Here is a 20,439-nt window from a genome sequence, read left to right as displayed (position 1 = left end):
TGCGTTCGGCGAAGCGTCAAGGCCGTGGTCGCGGCGCCAAAGCGGTGGCAGCCATGCGTCTGGATGGCGGCGCCGATGTGCGGTGCTAGGCCGTGCGGCGAAGGCCAGCCCGCTCCACCGCGGCCGTTTCAGATCGACGTCCGCTGGATGTCGTGCGGAAGCGCTCGACCAGATCGAACAGGGCGGATGCCTGGCCTGAGAGCCTGTGGGTCATGGCGGTGCTGTCCTCGACCATCGCATTGTTCTGCTGGGTCACGGCGTCCAGCGACAGCATGGTCTGGTTGATGTGCTGCAGGTCGGTTGCCTGGTTGCGCGCGTCGCCCGCGATCTGCAGCGTCTGCTCGTTGATCGCGTGGATCTGACCGGAGATTTCGTCGAGCGCGTCGCCAGCGGCCCTGACGAGAGAAACGCCCTTCGCCACTTCCTCGGCCGACGCGGTGATGATCGCCTTGATCTCCCGGGCGGCCTGCGCCGACTTCTGCGCGAGTTCCCGCACCTCATGGGCAACGACCGCAAAGCCCTTACCCGCTTCGCCGGCACGCGCCGCCTCGACCCCTGCGTTCAGCGCCAGGAGGTTGGTCTGGAAGGCGATATCGTTGATCGTGCCGATGATCTGAGAGATGGCGACCGATCCCTTCTCGATCTGGGCCATGGCGCAGACGGCGTTCATCACCACCTGACCCGAACGATCGGAACTCGCCTTGGCAGCGGCGGCGATCGTGGTTGCGGATGTGGCGTGTTCTGCGGTGCGGCCGATGGTGGCGGTGATTGCGCCGAGCGCCGCGGTCGCTTCCTCCAGCGTCGCCGCCTGATGTTCGGTGCGCTTGGCGAGTTGGCCGATGGCGTCGCGCATCTCGCCGGTTTCGCCGTCGATCTCGGCGCTTCTCGCCTTCACGTCACCGAGCGTGACCGCCAGGCTCTCCAGCGACAGGTTGAAGTCCGAGCGCAGGCGATCGAAGCCGGCGCCGAAGGGGCGGTCGATGCGGGCCGTCAGATCGCCGTGGGACAAGCGTTCGAGCCCCGAGGCCAGCATTTCGACGGCCTCGTTGATCTGGCGCGATACCTCGGCCTGGGTCGTCTCGCGGCCGTGCCGTTCCTCCTCGATCATGGTTCGCGTCTCCGCTGCCTCGGTTTCGAGGCGGGCACGGTCGCGAAGAGCGTCCCGGAAAACAAGGACGGAGCGGGCCATGTCACCGATCTCGTCCTTGCGGGTACCGCCAACACCGCTGATCGTCGTGTCGCCATCGGCGAGCCTGCTCATGTCGCGGACGAGACCGGTAATCGGGTGCGTCAGTCGGCGCGAGTACCAGATGGAGATCGCCAGCGCAGCCGCGAGGACGGCAAGCGCGGTCGCGAGCGTCCAGTTGCGCAAGGCGGTAACCGCGGAAAAGGCCTCCCGCGAGGTCATGACCGCAGCAATGGTCCAGCGCGTGCCGAAAACATCAAGATTGGTGGCCGCCATCTGGGCTTCCTCGCCGCGGAAATCCGCAAGCCTGCTGCTGACGATGCCGTCTTCCGCCGGCTGGTCGGCCACGATCCGGGCGTTCAGCATATCGTTGCCGGGTGTGGCGGCGCTGTCGGCGAGGAAGAACCCGTTACTGTCGAGCAAAATCGTTTCGCCGGTTTCGCCAAGGCCCGTGCGGTTGCCGACGATTTCGCCGATGCGCCCATCCGGCATTTCAAGGATCAGCGTGCCGATCTTGCCGTCAATCGATTCCAGGGGGATGGCGACGAACGCAGCGGGGCTGCCGCCAAGCGGGGCATAGGCTTCGTAGGACGCAAAGGCGAGCTTGCTCTTGTCCGTTCCCTCGGCCGTTTCCCGGAAGACGCGGCCAAGCCCGGTGTCCTTCCAGGCCACGTCCTTGAGGTTGACGCCAAAATCCCCTTTCTTGTTGAGGGCGTATACGACATCGCCGCTGAGATTGGCGAGCAGCACGTCGCGATAGCCGTGGGCTTCGGCGAAGCGCCGGAAGAACGGGTGATAGCGCGCATGCAGCGCGTCGTAGTCGTCGACGCCGGCGGAGCTGTAGAGGGCGCGCTTGTCTTCGGCGTTGGGGTTTTCCGCCAGGTAGCGGCGCTGCAATTCGCTTTCGGTCTTTTCCCCGAACTTGGCGGCTGCGCCATTGAGGTCGGTTAGCGCCTTGGCGACGGACTTCTGTGCTTGCAGATTGCGCAGGTCGTTTTCCACGGTGGTGAGGTAATGGCGTAGCTCGTTGCGGCGGGCATCGGCGAGCGCCTCCAGCTTTTCGATTGCCGCGCGTGACGAGAGATTGCCGCTGACGGTCAGGCTGGCAAGACTGGTGGCAGCAATGGAAAAGGCGGCCAGAGCCGCCGCAGCGAGAGGAAGCTTCGCGGACAAACGCATAACAATCACCGGACGTGCAAGGGGAGGAGGCCATGCCGAAGGCTGGTCGCGACGCCTCATGCGTCCGGCGGAAGGGCTTCCGCGCGGAGAGTTATACTGTCTCACGTTACAGCTTGATGACAGCTGGATGACATCGCCAAAGTTTGCCGTGGAGAGCGACGGCTCTATCTCGGCAAGGCGCCTGTCAGGAAAATGTCGGCGCAGCTTTCTGCTCGCGCCGTGATCGTCGCCTCGTCGATGGTGCCAAGGCAACCCATCATGACGGCGCGTTGCGGCTCCATCGCCATCATGCCGCGCAGCATGCCTGCGGTCAGACGCGGGTCTGCCACCGCGAGCCGGCCGTGGGCCACCTGCGTCCTCAGCCATCGCTCCAAGGTGGCACTTGTCCGCTGGATCGCCTGTTCCCAGAAGGTGGCAGCAACTTCGGGAAAGCGTTCTGCCTCGGCGAGCACCAGGCGGATGATCGCGATCGTGTCGTGCGAGAGCACGAGATGTCCGTAGGCGGCAAGCAGGTGCACCAGGCCACCCCTTACGCCCAGATCTTCCAGGTTCTCTTCATCGGCTTCCAGTACGAACTCGGCGATCCTGAGGGAGATGACGCGCTCGAAGAGATCGGCCTTGGTGGGAAACAGCCGATAGAGCGTCTTGGTGGAAACGCCGGCATTCTGAGCTATGACGTTGATGTTCGCCGCCTCGTAGCCGAGGTCGCAGAATTGCCGTTCGGCGGCGAGGACGATCACCTGGCGCGTCTCGTCGTCCGGTCGGACCTGGGGACGGCCGCGGGAGCGTGGCGGCTTCTGCTTTTCGATCATGGCGGCTTTCCAAATTCTTCGAATTTTTAGGTGAGCCGAGTTGAGAAAGCAATTGTTTTCCGAAATTTCTGTGCCGCGTGTCCTGGCCGTGGCGGATATTGCGACCTTTGCGAACACGTTCTAGCTTTGCTGCATGGCGACGTCGAAACTCACGACCTATCGTGCGAAGCGGGACTTTTCCCGGACGCCGGAGCCTGCCGGAAGAAGTGGCGGGGAGGGCAATCGTTTCGTCGTGCACAAGCACCATGCCACTGCCGATCACTATGATCTCAGATTACAGGTCGGCGACGTGCTGAAAAGCTGGGCGGTCCCCAGGGGGCCGTCGCTCAACCCCGCCGACAAACGGCTGGCTGTCGAGACCGAGGATCATCCGCTCGACTACATCGACTTCGAGGGCGTCATCCCGGAAGGCGAATATGGCGGTGGACCGATGATCGTCTGGGACACCGGCGTCTGGGCACCGATGGACGATATCGAAAAGAGCCTGAGAACCGGCGCGTTCAAGTTCCGTCTAGCCGGCGAGAAGCTCAATGGCGGCTGGATGCTGACGCGGCTGAAGCCGAAACCGGGAGACGACGACACGCGCAACTGGCTGCTGTTCAAAGAGCATGATCCAGCCGCCGATCCTGATGTCGACATTCTGACGGCACGCCCGGAGAGCGTGAAAAGCGGGCGGCGCATCGAAGAGTTGGTCGAGCCGCCAAAGAAGCCGGCTAAAGCGGCGAAGCCGGCCGTCCTCAAGCCTGGTTCGCTGCCGGGCGCTGTGAAAGGTCCGAAGCCGCAGCGGATCGAGCCGCAGCTCGCCAGCCCTATCCCGAAACCGCCCGGGGCCTCACCGGGAGAACAGACTTGGCTGCACGAAATCAAGTTCGATGGCTACCGCACGATGGCGGATCTCTCGGATGGTTCCGTACGGCTGATCACGCGCAGCGGGCTCGACTGGACGAAACGCTACGGCGATCTGCCAGACGCATTCCGAAAGTTGCCTTGTCGGGAAGCGATGATCGATGGCGAGATCGTCGCTCTCGACGACAAGGGCATTAGCCGCTTCTCGCTGTTGCAGGAGGCTCTTTCATCCGGGACCGATGGCAAGCTCGTCTTCTATGCCTTCGACATCCTCCATCTCGACGGCTGGAATCTCGCCGAAGTTCCATTGGAAAAGCGCAAGGGTCTGCTGGCGCAGCTGCTTGAAGGGCAGATATCGAGCCGTTCCGCCATTCAGTTCAGCGACCATGTGGAAGGTGACGGGCGCGGGCTCTACGATCAGGTCGCCGAGCTGGGGCTGGAAGGGATCGTATCAAAGCGTGCCTCCGCACCCTACCGCAGCGGACGCACCCAGACCTGGACCAAGACCAAAGCGCTCAAAAGCGAAGACTTCGTGATCGCAGGCTACACCGTCTCCGAGGCGGCCGAGGGGCTGGCGGCACTGGCGCTCGGGGAGTGGGTGGGCGGCGAGCTGCACTACCGCGGCAAGGTCGGCACCGGCTTCGATGCGGCGACAGCCAAGCAATTACTCGCCCGGCTGCAAGCCTTGCGCGGGGGTGAGACCGCGCTGGACGGTGCGCCCAAGGAAATCCTCTGGGTGCGGCCGGTGCTATCCGCCCGCATCCACTACTCCAACCGCACGACCGACAATGTCTTGCGGCATGCGGTGTTCAAGGGGCTTCGCGATGTCGAGCTTTCGGCCCCGGCGACGGCGCCGCGCAAGCGGCTGATCACGGACGCCGACCTGGCGACGATCCAGGTGACCAACGCCGACCGCCGGGTGTTCGGAAGATCCGGACCGACCAAACTCGACATTGCCGTCTACTATGCGCTCGTCGGCGATTTCATGCTGCCGCATATCCTCGGACGACCGGTGTCGCTTTTCCGCTGCCCGACGGGGAAGCGGGCCGATTGCTTCTTCCAGCGCCATCCCTTCACCGGCATGCCGCCCTCCATCGTCAGCTTCAACGCGACCAATTCCGAGGGCGAGAGCAAGTCCTTCCTCTCGATCGAGGGCACGAAGGGTTATCTGGCGCTCGCTCAGTTCGGCGTGATCGAGCTTCATAGCTGGGGTTCGCGGCGCACGCGCTTGGAGAAGCCCGATCGCGTCGTCTTCGATCTTGATCCCGGCGAGGGGATCTCGTGGCGCGACGTGGTCGAGGCAGCGGTCCATATTCGCGGCGAGCTGGAAGCAATCGACCTCGTTCCTTTCGTCAAGACGTCTGGCGGCAGCGGCATCCACGTCGTGGTGCCGGTCAAACCGAAGCTGGACTGGAAGAAGACACACCAGGCAACGAGCGCGATAGCGACGCGGCTGGCGGCGACTGCACCCCAGACCTTCACCACGACCATGGGCAAGGAAAACCGCAAAAAGCGCATCTTCATCGACTTCCATCGCAATGCGCGCAGCCATACGGCGGCCGCTCCCTATTCGCTGCGGGCACGCACCAATCTGCCGGCTTCGGCCCCGCTTCAGTGGGCGGATCTGGAGACTATCGACGCTCCGGAGGATTTGAACTATTCTTCGCTGCCTGGACTTCTGGATACTTTCGGCGATCCCTGGGCGGATATCGACGACTTTGCCAAGGATCTGCCGCTTCTGTCCGAAACGAGGACGTAATGCGTTTGGCCGCGTAGGAGACATCAATGGCGCCCAGGGCAAGTTGGAAAGGTTATCTCAAACTCAGTCTCGTCAGTTGCCCCGTCAGGCTCTATCCGGCGACCAGTTCGAGCGAGCGCATCAGCTTCAACCAGCTGCACAAGGACACCCACAACCGGATCAACATGAAGCCGGTCGATCCGGAACTCGGGCTCGTCGAGCGCTCGGATCTGGTCAAGGGCTACGAATACGAGGACAAGAAGTACATCATCATCGAGGACAGCGATCTCGACAGCGTCAGGATCGAATCCAATCACACGATGAACATCGAGGCCTTCGTCGATGAAGGCTCCGTCGACGTGATCTACCAGGACGCGCCCTATTATCTCGCGCCCGACGGCGCGATGGCCGAGGAAACCTTCGTCGTCCTGCGCGAAGCGCTGAAAAAGAGCGGCAAGGTGGCGATCGCGCGCCTGGTGCTTTCGAGCCGTGAACGCGTCGTGACCATCGGCGCGCGCGAAACCGGAATGTTCGTCTGTACGCTGAGAAACCCGAGCGAAGTGCGCGGAACCGCTGAATATTTCGGCAATGTACCCGTTGGTCATCCGGACCCTGAAATGCTGCAGCTTGCCGAAGCCTTGATCCAGCAGAAGATGACGGTCTTCGACCCGAAGAACTATGAGGATCGTTATGAGATCGCGCTGATGAAGATGATCCGCGAGAAGCTCAAAGGTCATAAGCCGATCATTGCGGCAGCCCCTGAGCGCGGCAATGTCATCAACCTTATGGATGCGCTGAAGGCGAGCCTGTCGCAGTCGAAGCCGCCTGCAAAGAGCAAGCCCAAGGCCGAGCCGGCAGCCAAGCAAACCACCAAGGCGGCAGCGCCAGCCAAGCGGACGGCGGCAAAGCCGGCCGCGAAGAAGAAAGCCTGATGGCTGTTGCAGGCCAGACATTCGGTATCGTCGGGGCGTTGTCGGCCTTCCCGCGCCGGCTTGTGGCGCGCGAGGTCGAGCGCCAGCACGGCCACGTGCGTCGCGGCGTGACGCGCCAGACGACCTATCTGGTGTTCGGCCGCAGCCTGCTTGCCAAATCGAGCGAGGCGGAGATCGAAGCCCGTTTCGATGCCGAACATTCGTCCGGGCGGTGGCTTATCAGCGAGAACGGCTTTCTTCGCCTTTTGGGGTTGATGTCGGTGCCGGCTGCGTCCGCGCTTAGTCGCCAGTCGCTGATCGATCAGGCGAGGCTCTCGCCGCGCATCTTCGACTTGCTCTCCCTGTTCGACGCTTTCGAGCATGACAGCGAGCCCTACTCGTTCCGCGATCTCATCCTCGCCAGGAAATATGCCGAGCTGATTGCCAGCGGCGCGAGTTGGAGCGCGATCGCCCGGTCCGTTCATCGCTCCGGACCGGTCGCCTCGTTGACGGCGCTTTCGCTGCACCACGGTGGCACCGATGCGATCTATGCCCGCAGCGCCGAGGGCCTGAGCGAGCTGAATGGGCAATTGCTCTTCGATCTCGACACACCCGACGATGCCGCCCTGGAAGATCTCTTCGATCTGGCCGAGGAGGCGGAAGCCAATGGCGACTACCTGGAGGCTGCGGCCTTCTATCAACGCTATCTTGCCATGGACCGGACGGATTCGGTCGCGGCCTTCAACCGCGCCAATTGCCTGAAGGCAGCCGGACGGGAGCTAGATGCGGCCCATGATTACGCCCGCGCCATCAAGCTCGATCCATCCTTCGTCGAGGCCTGGTTCAACCTCGCGGGGCTGATGAACGAACGGGGGCGGATCGACGCCGCGCGCAGGCATCTCGGGAAGGCGATCGAGATTGACGGCGACTATGCCGACGCCGTCTTCAACCTGGCGAAACTCGAATTCGATGCCGGCGATCTCGCGGAGGCGAAGCGTTGGTGGACCCGCTATCTCGAACTCGATAGCGACAGCGAATGGGCGCGAACGGCGGAGCGCGGCGTGCAATATGTCGACCTGCAGAGCCGCCCGAGAACAGGCTGATATGGGCGACAAATTTCTCTTCGACGGACCCGACGATGCCGCGGTCACCATCCTTCTTGCCCATGGCGCCGGCGCGCCGATGGATTCGGCTTCGATGACCGCGACCGCAGGGGCGCTTGCGACGGCAGGCTTTCGCGTTGCACGCTTCGAGTTCGGCTATATGGCGGCAAGGCGCACCGTTGAGGGGCGCAAGCCGCCGCCTCGCGCCGACACGCTCAATCCGGAATATCTCGCCGCCATCGAGGATCTGGACGTCAAAGGCCCACTTATCATCGGCGGCAAGTCGATGGGGGGACGCGTCGCGAGCATGATCGCCGATCCGCTGCATGCGGCCGGCAGGATCACCGGGCTGCTCTGCCTCGGTTATCCCTTCCATCCGCCAGCCAAGCCCGAGCAACTGCGCACCAAGCACCTGGCCGGCCTCAAGACGCCGACGCTGATCTGCCAGGGAACCCGCGACGAATTCGGCACGCGCGAGGAAGTGCAGAACTACGTGCTTTCCGATGCGATCGAAGTCCTGTGGCTCGAGGACGGAGACCATGATCTCAAACCGCGCAAGAGCATTTCCGGCTTTTCGACCGCCGATCATTTAAGGACCTTGGCCGATGCGGTGGCAGCCTGGGCTGCCCGGCTGACACGCTGATCCGATCGCCGGAATGAAGATCGCCACCTTCAATATCAACGGCATCAACAGGCGGCTCGACAACCTGATCGCCTGGCTGGGCGAGGCGGAGCCGGACATCGTCTGTCTGCAAGAGTTGAAGGCGCCCGATCGGCAGTTCCCGCGCTCGGCGATCGAAGCGGCCGGCTACGGCGCCGTGCGGCAGGGACAATCCGCGTGGAACGGTGTGGCGATCCTCGCCCGAGACAGCGAGCCGGTGCTGACCCGTGTCGGGCTCGACGGCGACCCGTCGGATGCCGAGGCGCGCTATATCGAGGCTGCCGTCAGCGGCATCCTGGTCGCCTGTCTCTACGCGCCCAACGGCAACCCACAGCCAGGCCCCAAGTTCGTCTACAAGCTTGCCTGGCACGAGCGTCTGGCCAAACATGCCGCCGAACTCTTCGCCCTAGATCTGCCTGTCGTGCTTGCCGGCGACTACAACATAGTTCCGGAGCCGCGCGACATTTACCCGACAACCTCCTACGACGACAATGCGCTGGTCCAGCCCGAAAGCCGCGCCGCATTCGGCGAACTTCTCGACCAGGGCTGGCTCGATGCGCTGCGCAAGATCCACCCGAAGGACCAGCTTTTCACCTTCTGGGACTATCGCCGGAACCGTTGGCAGCGCAACGCGGGGCTTCGGCTCGATCATATGCTGCTCAGCCGCAAGCTTTCTCGCAAGCTTACCGGTGCCGGCATCGACCGGGAGGTTCGTGGCATGGAGGGTGCGAGCGATCATGCGCCGGTGTGGATCACGCTCCGCGATTGACCTGACAATGCTGCGGGGAGACTGCACGTCCATGCGCGACGGTGATACTGTTTCGCCTCGAACGCCGCTATTCGCAGCCGCGATCCGGGGTAAACCCCGTCCGGCCTAGCGGCTGAATGCGGTGACCGCGACATTCAGCCTGGTCAACACGAAGGAGAACCGCATGAAAATCAGCGCGCGCAACCGCCTCAAGGGCAAGATTGTCGAAGTCATCAAGGGCGCCACCACCGCCCATGTCCGGATCGACGTCGGCGGCTCGATCGTGACTGCAGCGATCACCAACGAGTCGGTCGACGAACTTGGCCTGAAGGTCGGTGGCGAAGCCTATGCGGTCATCAAGGCCTCGGATGTCATGGTCGGCATCGACTGATACGCTTGCGGCAAGGGCGCGTGGATCGACCGTCGCGCCCTGCCAAATCGCGACCGGATCACGCCTTCTGGCAGTAATGCGCTTTGCCGTCGCCGGTCTCGAAGTCGCCGCGTTGCGGCGCAATCGGCTTGAACAGCGTCCGGTCGGGCTTCAGATCGATGAGTGGCGTACCGTCGAGGCAATCAAGGCCGCGCACGAGAAGGCTCGAGCCTTCCACGGCTTCGAGCTTGACGATCGAGGTGCCGATCGGGTTCGGCCGAACCGGCGAGCGCAGTGAAAATGTTCCGTGCACTTCGCCGTTGCTGGCTGGGCTTTGCAACACCAGATCGCGCCGCGAACGGTCGAGCCAGTAGAGGATTTCCAGCCGCTCGAACGCCTCCACGCCTTTCAGCGCCAGGACCCAGGGTTCGAAGATTTCGATACGGCAGACCGGGCCGTCATGCCGACCCTGGCGAGGGGTTTCCATGCGCGAGGTCCAGGGCGTGGAAATGCGGCCGATAAAGACGAGACCGGCGTCGGTTGCCGCGGGCGGTACCACGGCCACCTCGTTCTCACGGATTTCGTTCTGGCGGACCATGGTCAGTTCCTTTCCTTATAGAGGGGGTGGTGAGGCGCGGCGCACAGAGACGGGCGTCGCTGCCGTCGATCGAGCCGATCACCACATCGATGTCGTAGAGTTGTTTGAGAGAGGCGGGCGTCAACACGTCCTTGGGTAAGCCGAGCGCGCTGAGTTTCGAGGCGTGGAGAAGGGCGACGCGGTCCGCGACCAGGAAGGCGTGATCCGGATTGTGCGTCGAAAGCACGACCGAAAGCCCGCGTGCCGCCAGCGCTCGGACATGCGAAAGCACCCGCATCTGGTTGCCATAGTCGAGATTGGCGGTCGGCTCGTCCATGACGAGGATGGCGGGTTCCTGCGTCAGTGCGCGGGCGATCAACGCCATCTGGCGTTCGCCACCGCTGATCTCGGTATAGGGGCGCATGGCAAGGTGGGCCATGCCGAGGCCGCCAAGCGCTTCCATGGCAATCCGACGGTCGCGAGCGCCAGGCGATGAGAACGGCGCGAGGTGAGGGGCTCGCCCCATCAACACCACCTCCAGCACTGTAAACGGGAAAAGTGCCGCATGCGCCTGCGGAACATAGGCGATCTGCCTGGCGCGTTCGCGCCGCGACCAGGCGGAAAGCGGTCGACCGTCCAGGATAATATCGCCGGCCTTGACCGGCAGGAGACCGAGGACGGTCTTGAACAGCGTCGTCTTGCCGGCGCCGTTGGGGCCAAGCAGGGCCAGAACCTCGCCGGACTCAAGCGACAGGGAGGCATTCTCGCCTACCGTGCGTCCGCCATAGCCGAAGGCGAGATTCTTGATGTCCAGCGTCATAGCCAGGCCCTCCGGCCGGAGGCGAGCAGCCACAGGAAGAAGGGCGCGCCAACGGCAGCGGTCAGGATGCCGAGCGGCACTTCGATGAGCGCAATGCTGCGCGCCAGCATGTCGACAACAAGCAGATAGGCAGCACCAGATATCATCGAGGCCGGCAGCAGGCGGCGGAAGTCCGGGCCGACCAGCATGCGCGCAATGTGCGGGATGACGAGGCCGATCCAGCCGATGACGCCGCTGACGGAGACGGCCGCCGCAGTGATCAGCGTTGCCGCCGCGATCAGCAATGCGCGGGTAAGACGCGTGTCGACGCCCAAGGTCTGGGCTTCCTCGTCGCCGAGCGTCATCAGGTTCATGCGCCAGCGAAAAAGCACCAGCGGCACCAGCCCGATCAAAAGCGACGGCAGGATCGAAACGACGTCGAGACGCGTGATCGCAGTGAGGCTGCCGAGCAGCCAATAGGTGATCGCCGGCAACTGGTCATAGGGATCGGCGAGGATCTTGATCAGCGATATGCCGGCACCGACGAGAGCGCCGATGGCGATCCCTGCCAGAACGAGCGTCAGGGCCGGATCGCGTCCGCGGATTGCCATGCCGACGGCATAGACTGCGGCGACGGCGAGCAGCCCGCCTGCGAAGCTGATCGCCTGGATTGCCAGGACCGGCAGCGACAGAAAGATGCCGATGACGGCGCCGAGACTGGCACCGCCGGAAACGCCAAGGATATCCGGCGAGACGAGGGGATTGCGGAAAAGCCCCTGATAGGTGGCGCCGGCTGCGGCAAGTGCTGCGCCGATCAGGATCGCACCCGCCACCCGAGGCAGCCGCACGTTCCAGAGCACGGTTGAAAGAACGGGGTCGCTCGGCTGTCCCGATAGGGCCGCGTGCAGCGCCCCGGCGATCTCCGACGGGCCGGCATATTTGCCGACCGACATCGACACCAGGGCGAGCAGGAGGAGGGGGCCGACGAGGAGCCAGAGATTGCCCTTGCGCCCGTCGGCCAGCATGTCCGATGTTTCCTGCCTCCGATTCATTTCGAAGCCGGCACCGCCCCCTTCAGGAGCGTGGCCACTTGTTCGTCCGTCAGGTCGACCTGGTAGAACAGCTTGTAGAAATCGCGGGTCTCAGCCTTCAGGTCCCCCTTGAAGCGGTCGGGATAAAACAGCTTCTGCAGCCAGACGACGCCGATCACTCGGTTGATCGCAGGCGGCGAATCGAACCAGCCGTAAGGCAGGGACGGCGCGGTGAAGACTCGACCGGTCGTGATTGCCTTCACGTCGGCCCAGAGCGGGTCCTTCTTTGCCGAGGCTGCGAACTTTCCGCTTGCCGCGATGATGACGTCCGGGTTCCAGGAGAGAATCTGTTCGAGCGACACCTGGGTCAGGCTGCCCTTGCCGGCTGCCGCCGCGACGTTTTCGGCGCCGACGGCTTCCAGGATCTCGACATTGATCGAGCCGGAAAGCCCCGTTTCCAGCCCTTCCGGGCCGCGGCCATAATAGACGCGCGGCCTTTGATCGGCCGGTATCATGGCGAGACTGTCGTTCAGATCCTTGATCCGCTGGTCGGCATAGGTTGCGAGCGTTTCGGCGCGTGCGGCCGCGCCAAGCAGCGCGCCGACGTCGCGCAGCGTCTTGCCGCTATCAGCGAAGCGTCCATCGATCAGCACGTAGGGAATGCCGGTCTGCGCCTGCACCTTGTCGGCCAGCGAGCGGTAGGTGTCGTTGACGGTTCCAACGTCGAGGATGATGTCCGGCTTGGCGGCAAGCACCGCCTCGACGTTGGCGCTGCCGCCCTTGCCCGTGAGTTGGCCATAGGTCGGCAGGTCGCGGACCGACGGTAGCAGGTACGCCTTTTGCTCCTCCGTCGGCTCGCGCACCCAGCCGGCGAGCTTGTCCGGCGCCAGAACATAGGTGAGCACCGAGGCCGGCGGGCCGGCAGCAAGTACGCGGGTGATGGTATCGGGAACCTCAACCGTCCGCCCTGCGGCATCGGTGATCGTACGCGCCTCGGCGGCGCCTGAGGCAAGGCCGAGCACGGCTGAGAAGATTATCGCAAGAGATTTCAACATGAAGGCCACGATAGCGAGAGGGATCGGTCAGGCCGCACTATGGCATGTCGTTATATTTCATGGAATATATTGATTGCGCGATTTGCGATGTTTGGGGAGCCACCCTGATGCACTGAGATACAAATCCGCTCCTGTCGGAAACATCCGCGATACGTCGCGATGGTCCTCTGCCGCACGTGACAAGCGATCTGTGCCTCGGGCATTGATCCCATGCGGAGAGACGGTGATGATCCTCTTTGTTGTAGCCTATCTTGCCGGCGTGCTGACGATCGTCAGCCCGTGCATCCTGCCGGTGCTGCCATTCGTGTTTGCCCGCGCCGGCCAACCCTTTTCCACCAGCATTCTTCCGATGCTGCTCGCCAAGATCGTGACCTTTGCGGGTATCGCCTCGCTTGCAGCCCTAGGCGGCAACTGGGCGGTGCAGGCGAACGCCTATGGCCGCTACGCGGCGATCGCGATGCTCGCAGTCTTCGGCGTGACGCTGCTCTCGACGCGGGCTGCCGCCTTTGTGACCGGTCCGCTCGTGGAACTCGGCAACCGATTGTCGAGAAAGGCTGCGACCGGGGAGAAGGGCAGCATCGGCGGCTCGATCCTCCTTGGCGTTGCGACCGGATTGCTCTGGGCGCCCTGCGCCGGACCGGTGCTCGGTCTGGTGCTGACCGGGGCGGCGCTGAACGGCGCGAATGCGCAGACCACGCTGCTGCTTGTGGCCTATGCGGCCGGTGCTGCGACCTCGCTGGCGCTCGCCGTCCTGGCCGGTGCCAGAGTATTCGCGGCGATGAAGCGCTTCCTCGGCCTTGGCGACCGCATCCGCCAGGGTCTCGGCGTCGCGGTGCTCGCCGGTGTTGGCGCGATCGCACTGGGGCTCGACACCGGTCTTTTGGCGCAGCTTTCCTATGCCAGCACGTCGGGCGTCGAACAGTCGATCCTCGATCGCCTGCGCAGCGGTGCTTCGCCCGTGGACGTCGCAAGCACCCGCATGACCCTTGCCGCAAAGGATACGCGACAGGCGGCCTATCGCAGCGACCTTCCGGTGGAAGGGCAATTTCCGTCGCTCGACGGCGCGGTTCAGTGGCTGAATTCGAAGCCGCTGACGCCGGCCGAGCTTCGCGGCAAGGTCATTCTCGTCGATTTCTGGACCTATTCCTGCATCAACTGCATCCGCACCATCCCTTACGTTCGGGCCTGGGCGGAGAAGTACCGGGACCAAGGTTTGGTCGTCATTGGCGTGCACGCCCCCGAATTCGCCTTCGAAAAGCAGATCGGCAACGTCGAGAAGGCGGTGCGCGATTTCAAGATCACCTATCCGGTGGCGATCGACAACAACTTCGCCATCTGGCGCGCCTTCTCCAACAGCTACTGGCCGGCCCACTACTTCATCGATGCAGAGGGGCAGATCCGCTACACCCATTTCGGCGAGGGCGACTATGAAGGGTCCGAGCGGGTGATCCAGGATCTGCTGGCGGAAGCCGCCGGCAAGAAGAAGGCCGAAGACGATCTGGTGAAGCCGAATGCTGGGGGTGCCGAGGCCTCGCCGGACCTGGCACGCCTCGGATCCGGCGAGACCTATGTCGGTTATGCGCGTGCCGCAAACTTCGTCTCGCCCGAGGGCGTCTCGGCCAATACGTCCGCGCGGTACACGGTCGGCAACCCGGGGCTCAATGAATGGGGGCTGACCGGCAACTGGACGGTCGGCGCCGAAGAGGCACGCCTCAACGAGGCCGGCGGCGGCATCACCTACCGGTTCCGCGCGCGGGACCTGCACCTGGTGCTCGGCCCTGGCGCCGGCGGCAGGCCGGTCCCGTTTCAGATAACCATCGATGGGGTGGCGCCGGGCGCGGACCATGGCGCGGATATCGATGCGGCCGGCAAAGGTACCGTTACGGCGACCCGCCTTTATCAACTCGTCCGCCAGTCCGGAGCAGCCCGGGAGCGGACCTTCGAGATCCGCTTTCTCGCACCCGGCGCAGAAGCCTTCGTTTTCACCTTTGGATGAGAGTTTGCCATGAGCGACAATGAAAAACGGCGCGGGCGCACCTGGTCCGCCTTCACGCGACGCCTTCTCGTCGCCGCAACCATGGTCGGTGGCGGATTGATCTTCGTTCTCAACGGGCCGCCGTCGGCGGCACAGGAGACCAGGCCTGTGCCGATGGCGCTCCACGATATCGCGCCGACGGACGGCCGCCAGACGGCGGTCTTTGCCGGCGGTTGCTTCTGGGGCGTGCAGGCGGTGTTCCAGCACGTGGCCGGCGTCGCGAGTGTCACGTCAGGATACGCGGGCGGCAGCGCCGCGACGGCGACCTACGAAAAGACGGAGACCGGCGCCACAGGGCATGCCGAAGCGGTGGAGATCACGTTCGACCCGAAGCAGGTGAGCTACGGCAAGCTGCTCGAGATCTACTTCTCCGTCGCTCATGATCCGACGCAGCTTGGTGGGCAGGGACCCGATAGCGGACCGCAATATCGATCGGCGATTTTTCCGCGCGATGAAAAGCAGGCGAAGGTTGCCACCGACTATATCGCGCAACTGGATGCGAGCGGCGTTTTCAGCCGCCCGATTGCGACGACCATCGAGGACGGCAAGACCTTTTACCCGGCCGAGGCGTATCACCAGGATTACGTCTACAACAATCCCGGCCAGCCCTATGTGGTCATCTACGAGAAACCGAAGATCGGCGCGCTGCATCGTCTGTTTCCGGGCCTCTATCGGCAGAAGCCGGTGCTTGTGTCAGACAGCGCTTCTTAGCTGACGAGGTGCCGTGAGGCCTCCCGAAGGGGCGCGCCGGTTCGGGCCTTTACACAAGGATACAGTTTCGCGGCCTGCTGCACGCACCCGCGATACGTCCAAGAGACACTCTGGCCGCGAGCACGTTTCGAGCCTTCGGCGACGAAACGCCGCTGCTGACATCAATAACGGAAGGAGCCATCATGCGTATCTTCGCGACAGTTTTCGCCATCGCCGCGCTCGCGGCGGCACCATGCGCCTGGGATAGCGACCCGAGAGAACCCTCGCTTCTTGCCGCACTCGTCTCCGGATCCGGATCCGCAACGGTTGCTGAGAAGGGAGCAGGATTGCTGCAAGGGGCGCCGCACGAGGAGCTTGCCGATCCGTTCTTCGACTGACGATAGTACCGCCGAGACGGGCGGCCCGAACCTTTGATGCCAATCAACCTGGAGGAAAGTGACATGCTGGAGAAAACGAGAGAGCGCCAGACGACCGGGGCTCGGACAGTATTTGTCAACGAGTTGACCAACGGGATACTCGACCCCGCCGAGCCGATGCTGGGGCCTGTCGCCGATGGCGGTGTCATCATCGCGAACACGGCGCCCGGATGTTGGGGGCCGATGATCACGCCGGAGATCCGCGGCGGACATGAGGTGACGCGCCCTGTGGCGGTCGCGGGCGCTGAAGTCGGCGACGCCGTTGCCATTCGGATCCGATCGCTGATCGTCACGTCCGCGGCGACGGCCTCGGGCAACGACGAGGTGGTGGCTGGTCGCTTCAACGGTGATCCCTTCTGCGCGGCCGTTTGCCCGGGCTGCGGCACGGAATGGCCGCGCACGCGCGTGGAGGGCACCGGCCAGACTGCGATCCGCTGCGAGAAGTGCGGCGCGGACGCGACGCCCTTTATCTTCACCAACGGCTACACGATCGCCTTCGACGATGAGCGCCAGGTGGGGCTGACCGTCGGCAAAGCGACTGCCGAGACCTTTGCCACGGATGCGGAACGGCTGCTGGCCCTGCCGGACGGCTCGATCCAGCATCCGATCCTGACCTTCGCGCCAGCGGACCTCATCGGTGTTGCCACAAGGCTTCGGCCATTCCTCGGCCAATTGGGCACGACGCCGTCGAAGGCGATGCCGGACTCGCACAATGCCGGCGATTTCGGCCAGTTTCTGACCGACGCACCACATGCTTATTCCCTGACCGCGGACGAACTCGTCCAGCATAAGACTGACGGCCACATGGACGTGAATACCGTGCGGGAAGGCGCGATCCTGATCTGCCCGGTCAAGGTACCGGGTGGTGGCATCTATATGGGGGACATGCATGCCCTGCAGGGCGACGGCGAAATTGCCGGCCATACCTGCGACGTCGCCGGCACGGTGACGCTGGAGGTCCATGTCATCAAGGGGCTCAATATCGACGGGCCGATCCTTCTGCCGGTGCTGGAAGATGTACCGTTCCTTGCACGTCCGCTTGACGAGGCGGAACGAACGCGGGTGGCGGCACTTGCCCGCAAGCACGGTGTCCGAGAGGTCGAAGCTGACGCCCCGGTCACCTTCATCGGCACGGGCGCGAACCTCAACGATGCGACCACGAACGGGCTGGAGCGGGCGGCGGACCTGCTCGGTCTCAGCGTTCCCGAAGTGATGAACCGGGCAACGATCGCAGGTGCAATCGAGATCGGCCGCCATCCGGGCGTGGCGCGGGTAACGTTTCGTGCCCCGCTCAACCTGCTCGACGCAAAGGGCATCGGCGCGTTCGCGCGCAGTCTCTACAATCTCTGAGCCTCCTGTATTTTCAAGGACCTGTATTTTCAAGGAGTTGCTTGCAGACGATAGCGGGGCCGACGTCATGTCGGCCCCGTTTCGCTTTCTGACGCTAAGGCGCAGCGGCAGAAGTCCCAGGGCATTTCGTATCGGTTTGCCGCCGTCCGCGGCCGTTCAAACATTGCGATACACAGACGCCGCTTCCGAACACATCGCGGATACACAGCACACGCATGGTCACGGCGAAATTTGGTTCGCGTCCGCCCAGGCGGGCTATGTCCTGAAAAGACGGAATTACGACATTTGAGACGCGATCTTTCGGCCGTACCATCGAGGCTCCAACCCAAGCAAAGGAGCTTGAAATGAGCAAATCAAAAGGCACTGCACTGATCACCGGTGCTTCGTCCGGTATCGGCGCGATCTATGCTGACCGCCTGGCACATCGCGGATATGACCTCATTCTCGTCGCGCGCAACCGCGTACGCCTCGACGATCTAGCCCGCCGGCTGGCGGACGAAACCGGCCGCGCCATCGAAGTCGTGGCCGCGGACCTCGGCAACAGGGATGATGTCAGGCGGGTCGAGAAGATCCTCGAAAGCGATGCGAGCATCACGATGCTGGTCAACAATGCCGGGGTCGGCGCGACGGCGCCGCTGCTCGCCTCCGATGTCGACAAGATGGACGAGATGATCACGCTCAACGTCAGCGCGCTGACGCGGCTGACCTATGCGGTGGCACCCGGATTTGCGGCGCGCAGCACTGGCACGATCATCAACATCGCCTCGATCGTCGGCGTGGCGCCGGAAGTTCTGAACGGCGTCTATGGCGGCACCAAGGCCTTCGTCCTGGCCTTCACCCTGTCGTTGCAAAAGGAACTTGCCGAGAAGAATATCCGCATCCAGGCCGTGTTGCCGGGTGCGACCGCCACCGATTTCTGGGGCATTGCCGGCACCCCCATCGAACACGTGCCGAGCGAGATCGTCATGCGCGCCGAGGACATGGTGGACGCGGCACTTGCCGGCCTCGACCAGGGCGAAGTGATCACTATCCCAGCGCTGCCGGATGCCGCTGACTGGGCAGCCTATGAGGCCGCACGGCAGAAGCTGATGCCGAACCTTTCCAGGAAAACGCCGGCCGCTCGCTACCGTATCGGGAGCTAGCGCCCGCTCACCTTCCGGCAACCTCCCAACCCGGACTTTCGAGGCGGTTCCTCGCCTCGCCAATCGAACCAGGAGAATGATGATGTTCAGACGTTCCATGCCCATTGTCCAAAACCGCCGACTGGCCGCCTTGGCATTGTCGGGCGCGATCGCGATCCTGCTTCCTCCGCTCGCCGCTCAAGCGGCGGGCGTCTCCGCCGGCGGCGACGTCCAAATCACGTCGGCTGCCAAACCGGCCACGGACGAATCCATCCGCCCTTTCCAATTCCACGCCAGTGATGCCGCACTTGCCGACCTCAAGCAGCGCATCGCGGCGACCAAGTGGCCGGATCGCGAACTGGTGGCGGACGGCACCCAGGGCGTGCGGCTTGCCACCATGCAGAAGCTCGCCGACTATTGGGCAACAAACTACGATTGGCGCCGCGTGGAGAAGACACTCAACGACCTGCCGCAGTTCGTGACCAACATCGACGGCGTTGACATCCACTTCATTCACGTGCGCTCCAAGCATAAGAACGCGATGCCACTCATCGTCACCCACGGCTGGCCGGGCTCGATCATCGAGCAGTTGAAGATCATCGATCCCCTGACCAATCCGAACGCGCATGGAGGCACGGAAGCCGATGCTTTCGACGTGGTCATCCCCTCGCTTCCCGGCTACGGCTTCTCCGGCAAACCGACGGAGCGCGGCTGGGACCCTGTCCGGATCGCGCGCGCCTGGGCAGTGCTGATGCAGCGTCTCGGCTATTCCCATTACGTCGCGCAGGGTGGCGACTGGGGCGACGCTGTTACCGAGCAGATGGCGCTGCAGCAGCCGGCGGGCTTGCTCGGGATCCACACCAACATGCCGGCGACCGTGCCTGACGAGATCCAGAAGAGCCTCGATGCCGGCCAGCCGGCACCAGCGAACCTTTCGGCCGACGAGCGCCGCGCCTATGAGCAGCTCGACTTCTTCTACCGGAACGGGCTGTCCTATGCGCAGGAGATGAGCAAACGTCCGCAAACGCTTTATGCGATTGAGGATTCGCCGATCGGGCTTGCGAGCTGGATGCTCGACCACGATGCCCGCAGCTACGAGTTGATCGCCCGCGTCTTCGATGGCAAGCCGGAAGGGCTGACGCGCGATGACGTGCTCGACAATGTCACGCTCTACTGGCTGACCAATACCGCCGTGTCGTCGGCACGGCTCTATTGGGAAAACAAGCTTGCCTTCTTCCAGCCGAAGGGCGTGCAGATCCCGGTGGCCGTCAGCGCCTTCCCGGACGAGCTTTATCAGGCACCAAAATCCTGGGCGGAGAAGGCATTCCCCAAGCTCATCCATTATAATCGTCTCGCCAAGGGCGGGCACTTTGCAGCCTGGGAACAGCCGCAAGCCCTAGTCGACGAGTTGAGGGCTTCATTCAAGTCACTGCGTCAACCGAGCTGACAGGAAGAGGCGTGCGAAAGCGCGCCCCACCGTCGCAACAAAGGAGGTGGCATGAAAGAGACCGCGTCCGCTGAGAGAACGGATCACTGAGATGCAGGTGATGATTGAGGGACAGCCACGCTTCCAGCCTTTCGGCTTATCCTGTTGGGGTTTTGGAGATCTCAACACGGGAGTTGGAAGCATGACTGCGTCCTATGATTACCATATCGGCGTTGATTACCACAAATCCTATAGCCATCTGGTGGTGCAGGACAGCAGCGGCAAGACGCTGCGCTCCGGCCGGGTGAAGAACGATCGCCAGTCGCTCGGCGGGTTTCTCGAGCGGTACCGCGAAAACAGCCAT

General features: G+C 63.5%; 18 protein-coding genes and 1 pseudogene. 13 read left to right on the top strand and 6 right to left on the bottom strand.

Annotation, left to right across the window (positions count from 1 at the left end):
- Nucleotides 1–85: 85 nt before the first annotated feature.
- Nucleotides 86–2,365, bottom strand: a complete 2,280-nt coding sequence (locus tag BLU15_RS13140) for a methyl-accepting chemotaxis protein (protein ID WP_089043793.1) — start codon at nucleotides 2,363–2,365, stop codon at nucleotides 86–88.
- A gap of 164 nt (nucleotides 2,366–2,529) precedes the next feature.
- A complete protein-coding gene (locus BLU15_RS13135; RefSeq protein WP_034799643.1) occupies nucleotides 2,530–3,177 on the bottom strand; it encodes a TetR/AcrR family transcriptional regulator in 648 nt (215 codons plus the stop codon).
- A gap of 133 nt (nucleotides 3,178–3,310) precedes the next feature.
- Here BLU15_RS13135 and ligD point away from each other — a divergent pair, with 133 nt between their 5' ends.
- The 6 genes from ligD to BLU15_RS13105 all read left to right on the top strand — a co-directional run bounded on the left by ligD (nucleotide 3,311) and on the right by BLU15_RS13105 (nucleotide 9,575).
- Complete coding sequence (gene ligD, locus BLU15_RS13130; RefSeq protein WP_090295824.1) at nucleotides 3,311–5,782, top strand: DNA ligase D; 2,472 nt, start codon at nucleotides 3,311–3,313, stop codon at nucleotides 5,780–5,782.
- Nucleotides 5,783–5,808: 26 nt separating this feature from the next.
- On the top strand, nucleotides 5,809–6,693 hold the full coding sequence (locus tag BLU15_RS13125; protein ID WP_034799645.1) for a non-homologous end joining protein Ku: 885 nt from the start codon (nucleotides 5,809–5,811) through the stop codon (nucleotides 6,691–6,693).
- Nucleotides 6,693–7,775 (top strand): tetratricopeptide repeat protein, encoded by a 1,083-nt coding sequence (locus BLU15_RS13120; RefSeq protein ID WP_060530339.1) that lies wholly within the window; start codon nucleotides 6,693–6,695, stop codon nucleotides 7,773–7,775. Before BLU15_RS13125 ends, BLU15_RS13120 begins: the two co-directional genes overlap by 1 nt.
- A 1-nt stretch (nucleotide 7,776) precedes the next feature.
- On the top strand, nucleotides 7,777–8,418 hold the full coding sequence (locus BLU15_RS13115) for an alpha/beta hydrolase family protein (protein ID WP_034799647.1): 642 nt from the start codon (nucleotides 7,777–7,779) through the stop codon (nucleotides 8,416–8,418).
- A 13-nt stretch (nucleotides 8,419–8,431) separates the two neighbouring features.
- Nucleotides 8,432–9,205, top strand: coding sequence for an exodeoxyribonuclease III (gene xth, locus BLU15_RS13110; protein ID WP_034799648.1), 774 nt, complete (start codon nucleotides 8,432–8,434; stop codon nucleotides 9,203–9,205).
- 163 nt (nucleotides 9,206–9,368) lie between these two features.
- Nucleotides 9,369–9,575 (top strand): TOBE domain-containing protein, encoded by a 207-nt coding sequence (locus tag BLU15_RS13105; protein WP_034799649.1) that lies wholly within the window; start codon nucleotides 9,369–9,371, stop codon nucleotides 9,573–9,575.
- A gap of 58 nt (nucleotides 9,576–9,633) precedes the next feature.
- On the opposite strand, the gene tsaA is transcribed toward BLU15_RS13105, so the two are convergent.
- Genes tsaA through BLU15_RS13085 form a run of 4 tightly spaced genes read right to left on the bottom strand, consistent with a single transcriptional unit; the run spans nucleotide 9,634 to nucleotide 13,016 of the window.
- Nucleotides 9,634–10,152 carry a tRNA (N6-threonylcarbamoyladenosine(37)-N6)-methyltransferase TrmO gene (gene tsaA / locus BLU15_RS13100; protein WP_090295821.1) on the bottom strand — a complete coding sequence of 173 codons (519 nt, stop codon included), beginning with the start codon at nucleotides 10,150–10,152 and terminating at the stop codon, nucleotides 9,634–9,636.
- On the bottom strand, nucleotides 10,127–10,951 hold the full coding sequence (locus BLU15_RS13095; protein WP_051659500.1) for an ABC transporter ATP-binding protein: 825 nt from the start codon (nucleotides 10,949–10,951) through the stop codon (nucleotides 10,127–10,129). The genes tsaA and BLU15_RS13095 overlap by 26 nt, the downstream gene beginning before the upstream one ends.
- On the bottom strand, nucleotides 10,948–11,955 hold the full coding sequence (locus tag BLU15_RS13090; protein ID WP_034799652.1) for a FecCD family ABC transporter permease: 1,008 nt from the start codon (nucleotides 11,953–11,955) through the stop codon (nucleotides 10,948–10,950). The genes BLU15_RS13095 and BLU15_RS13090 overlap by 4 nt, the downstream gene beginning before the upstream one ends.
- Nucleotides 11,956–11,978: 23 nt before the next feature.
- Nucleotides 11,979–13,016 (bottom strand): iron ABC transporter substrate-binding protein, encoded by a 1,038-nt coding sequence (locus BLU15_RS13085; RefSeq protein ID WP_034799653.1) that lies wholly within the window; start codon nucleotides 13,014–13,016, stop codon nucleotides 11,979–11,981.
- 226 nt (nucleotides 13,017–13,242) lie between these two features.
- On the opposite strand from BLU15_RS13085, the gene BLU15_RS13080 reads away from it, so the two are divergent.
- From BLU15_RS13080 to BLU15_RS39980, 7 genes and pseudogenes are all read left to right on the top strand, one after another.
- Nucleotides 13,243–15,012 carry a cytochrome c biogenesis protein DipZ gene (locus tag BLU15_RS13080; RefSeq protein WP_034799654.1) on the top strand — a complete coding sequence of 590 codons (1,770 nt, stop codon included), beginning with the start codon at nucleotides 13,243–13,245 and terminating at the stop codon, nucleotides 15,010–15,012.
- A 9-nt stretch (nucleotides 15,013–15,021) separates the two neighbouring features.
- Nucleotides 15,022–15,762, top strand: a complete 741-nt coding sequence (gene msrA, locus BLU15_RS13075; RefSeq protein WP_060586269.1) for a peptide-methionine (S)-S-oxide reductase MsrA — start codon at nucleotides 15,022–15,024, stop codon at nucleotides 15,760–15,762.
- A gap of 182 nt (nucleotides 15,763–15,944) precedes the next feature.
- On the top strand, nucleotides 15,945–16,139 hold the full coding sequence (locus tag BLU15_RS13070) for a hypothetical protein (protein WP_034799659.1): 195 nt from the start codon (nucleotides 15,945–15,947) through the stop codon (nucleotides 16,137–16,139).
- 63 nt (nucleotides 16,140–16,202) lie between these two features.
- Nucleotides 16,203–17,528 carry an acetamidase/formamidase family protein gene (locus BLU15_RS13065; protein ID WP_089043799.1) on the top strand — a complete coding sequence of 442 codons (1,326 nt, stop codon included), beginning with the start codon at nucleotides 16,203–16,205 and terminating at the stop codon, nucleotides 17,526–17,528.
- A 344-nt stretch (nucleotides 17,529–17,872) separates the two neighbouring features.
- Nucleotides 17,873–18,670 (top strand): SDR family NAD(P)-dependent oxidoreductase, encoded by a 798-nt coding sequence (locus BLU15_RS13060; RefSeq protein ID WP_060601325.1) that lies wholly within the window; start codon nucleotides 17,873–17,875, stop codon nucleotides 18,668–18,670.
- A gap of 82 nt (nucleotides 18,671–18,752) precedes the next feature.
- A complete protein-coding gene (locus BLU15_RS13055; protein WP_034799663.1) occupies nucleotides 18,753–20,096 on the top strand; it encodes an epoxide hydrolase family protein in 1,344 nt (447 codons plus the stop codon).
- 91 nt (nucleotides 20,097–20,187) lie between these two features.
- Nucleotides 20,188–20,439 (top strand): annotated as a pseudogene (locus BLU15_RS39980) (IS110 family transposase); the annotation flags it as partial.

It is taken from the genome of Ensifer sp. YR511, assembly GCF_900103045.1.
Classification (GTDB): domain Bacteria; phylum Pseudomonadota; class Alphaproteobacteria; order Rhizobiales; family Rhizobiaceae; genus Ensifer; species Ensifer adhaerens.
This window is presented reverse-complemented; position numbering and strand designations above follow the sequence as displayed.

What these genes read in the sequence shown, in the direction of transcription:
- BLU15_RS13140 (WP_089043793.1), bottom strand. Translation starts at nt 2,365, where the DNA reads ATGCGTTTGTCCGCGAAGCTTCCTCTCGCTGCGGCGGCTCTGGCCGCC.
- BLU15_RS13135 (WP_034799643.1), bottom strand. Translation starts at nt 3,177, where the DNA reads ATGATCGAAAAGCAGAAGCCGCCACGCTCCCGCGGCCGTCCCCAGGTC.
- ligD (WP_090295824.1), top strand. Translation starts at nt 3,311, where the DNA reads ATGGCGACGTCGAAACTCACGACCTATCGTGCGAAGCGGGACTTTTCC.
- BLU15_RS13125 (WP_034799645.1), top strand. Translation starts at nt 5,809, where the DNA reads ATGGCGCCCAGGGCAAGTTGGAAAGGTTATCTCAAACTCAGTCTCGTC.
- BLU15_RS13120 (WP_060530339.1), top strand. Translation starts at nt 6,693, where the DNA reads ATGGCTGTTGCAGGCCAGACATTCGGTATCGTCGGGGCGTTGTCGGCC.
- BLU15_RS13115 (WP_034799647.1), top strand. Translation starts at nt 7,777, where the DNA reads ATGGGCGACAAATTTCTCTTCGACGGACCCGACGATGCCGCGGTCACC.
- xth (WP_034799648.1), top strand. Translation starts at nt 8,432, where the DNA reads ATGAAGATCGCCACCTTCAATATCAACGGCATCAACAGGCGGCTCGAC.
- BLU15_RS13105 (WP_034799649.1), top strand. Translation starts at nt 9,369, where the DNA reads ATGAAAATCAGCGCGCGCAACCGCCTCAAGGGCAAGATTGTCGAAGTC.
- tsaA (WP_090295821.1), bottom strand. Translation starts at nt 10,152, where the DNA reads ATGGTCCGCCAGAACGAAATCCGTGAGAACGAGGTGGCCGTGGTACCG.
- BLU15_RS13095 (WP_051659500.1), bottom strand. Translation starts at nt 10,951, where the DNA reads ATGACGCTGGACATCAAGAATCTCGCCTTCGGCTATGGCGGACGCACG.
- BLU15_RS13090 (WP_034799652.1), bottom strand. Translation starts at nt 11,955, where the DNA reads ATGCTGGCCGACGGGCGCAAGGGCAATCTCTGGCTCCTCGTCGGCCCC.
- BLU15_RS13085 (WP_034799653.1), bottom strand. Translation starts at nt 13,016, where the DNA reads ATGTTGAAATCTCTTGCGATAATCTTCTCAGCCGTGCTCGGCCTTGCC.
- BLU15_RS13080 (WP_034799654.1), top strand. Translation starts at nt 13,243, where the DNA reads ATGATCCTCTTTGTTGTAGCCTATCTTGCCGGCGTGCTGACGATCGTC.
- msrA (WP_060586269.1), top strand. Translation starts at nt 15,022, where the DNA reads ATGAGCGACAATGAAAAACGGCGCGGGCGCACCTGGTCCGCCTTCACG.
- BLU15_RS13070 (WP_034799659.1), top strand. Translation starts at nt 15,945, where the DNA reads ATGCGTATCTTCGCGACAGTTTTCGCCATCGCCGCGCTCGCGGCGGCA.
- BLU15_RS13065 (WP_089043799.1), top strand. Translation starts at nt 16,203, where the DNA reads ATGCTGGAGAAAACGAGAGAGCGCCAGACGACCGGGGCTCGGACAGTA.
- BLU15_RS13060 (WP_060601325.1), top strand. Translation starts at nt 17,873, where the DNA reads ATGAGCAAATCAAAAGGCACTGCACTGATCACCGGTGCTTCGTCCGGT.
- BLU15_RS13055 (WP_034799663.1), top strand. Translation starts at nt 18,753, where the DNA reads ATGTTCAGACGTTCCATGCCCATTGTCCAAAACCGCCGACTGGCCGCC.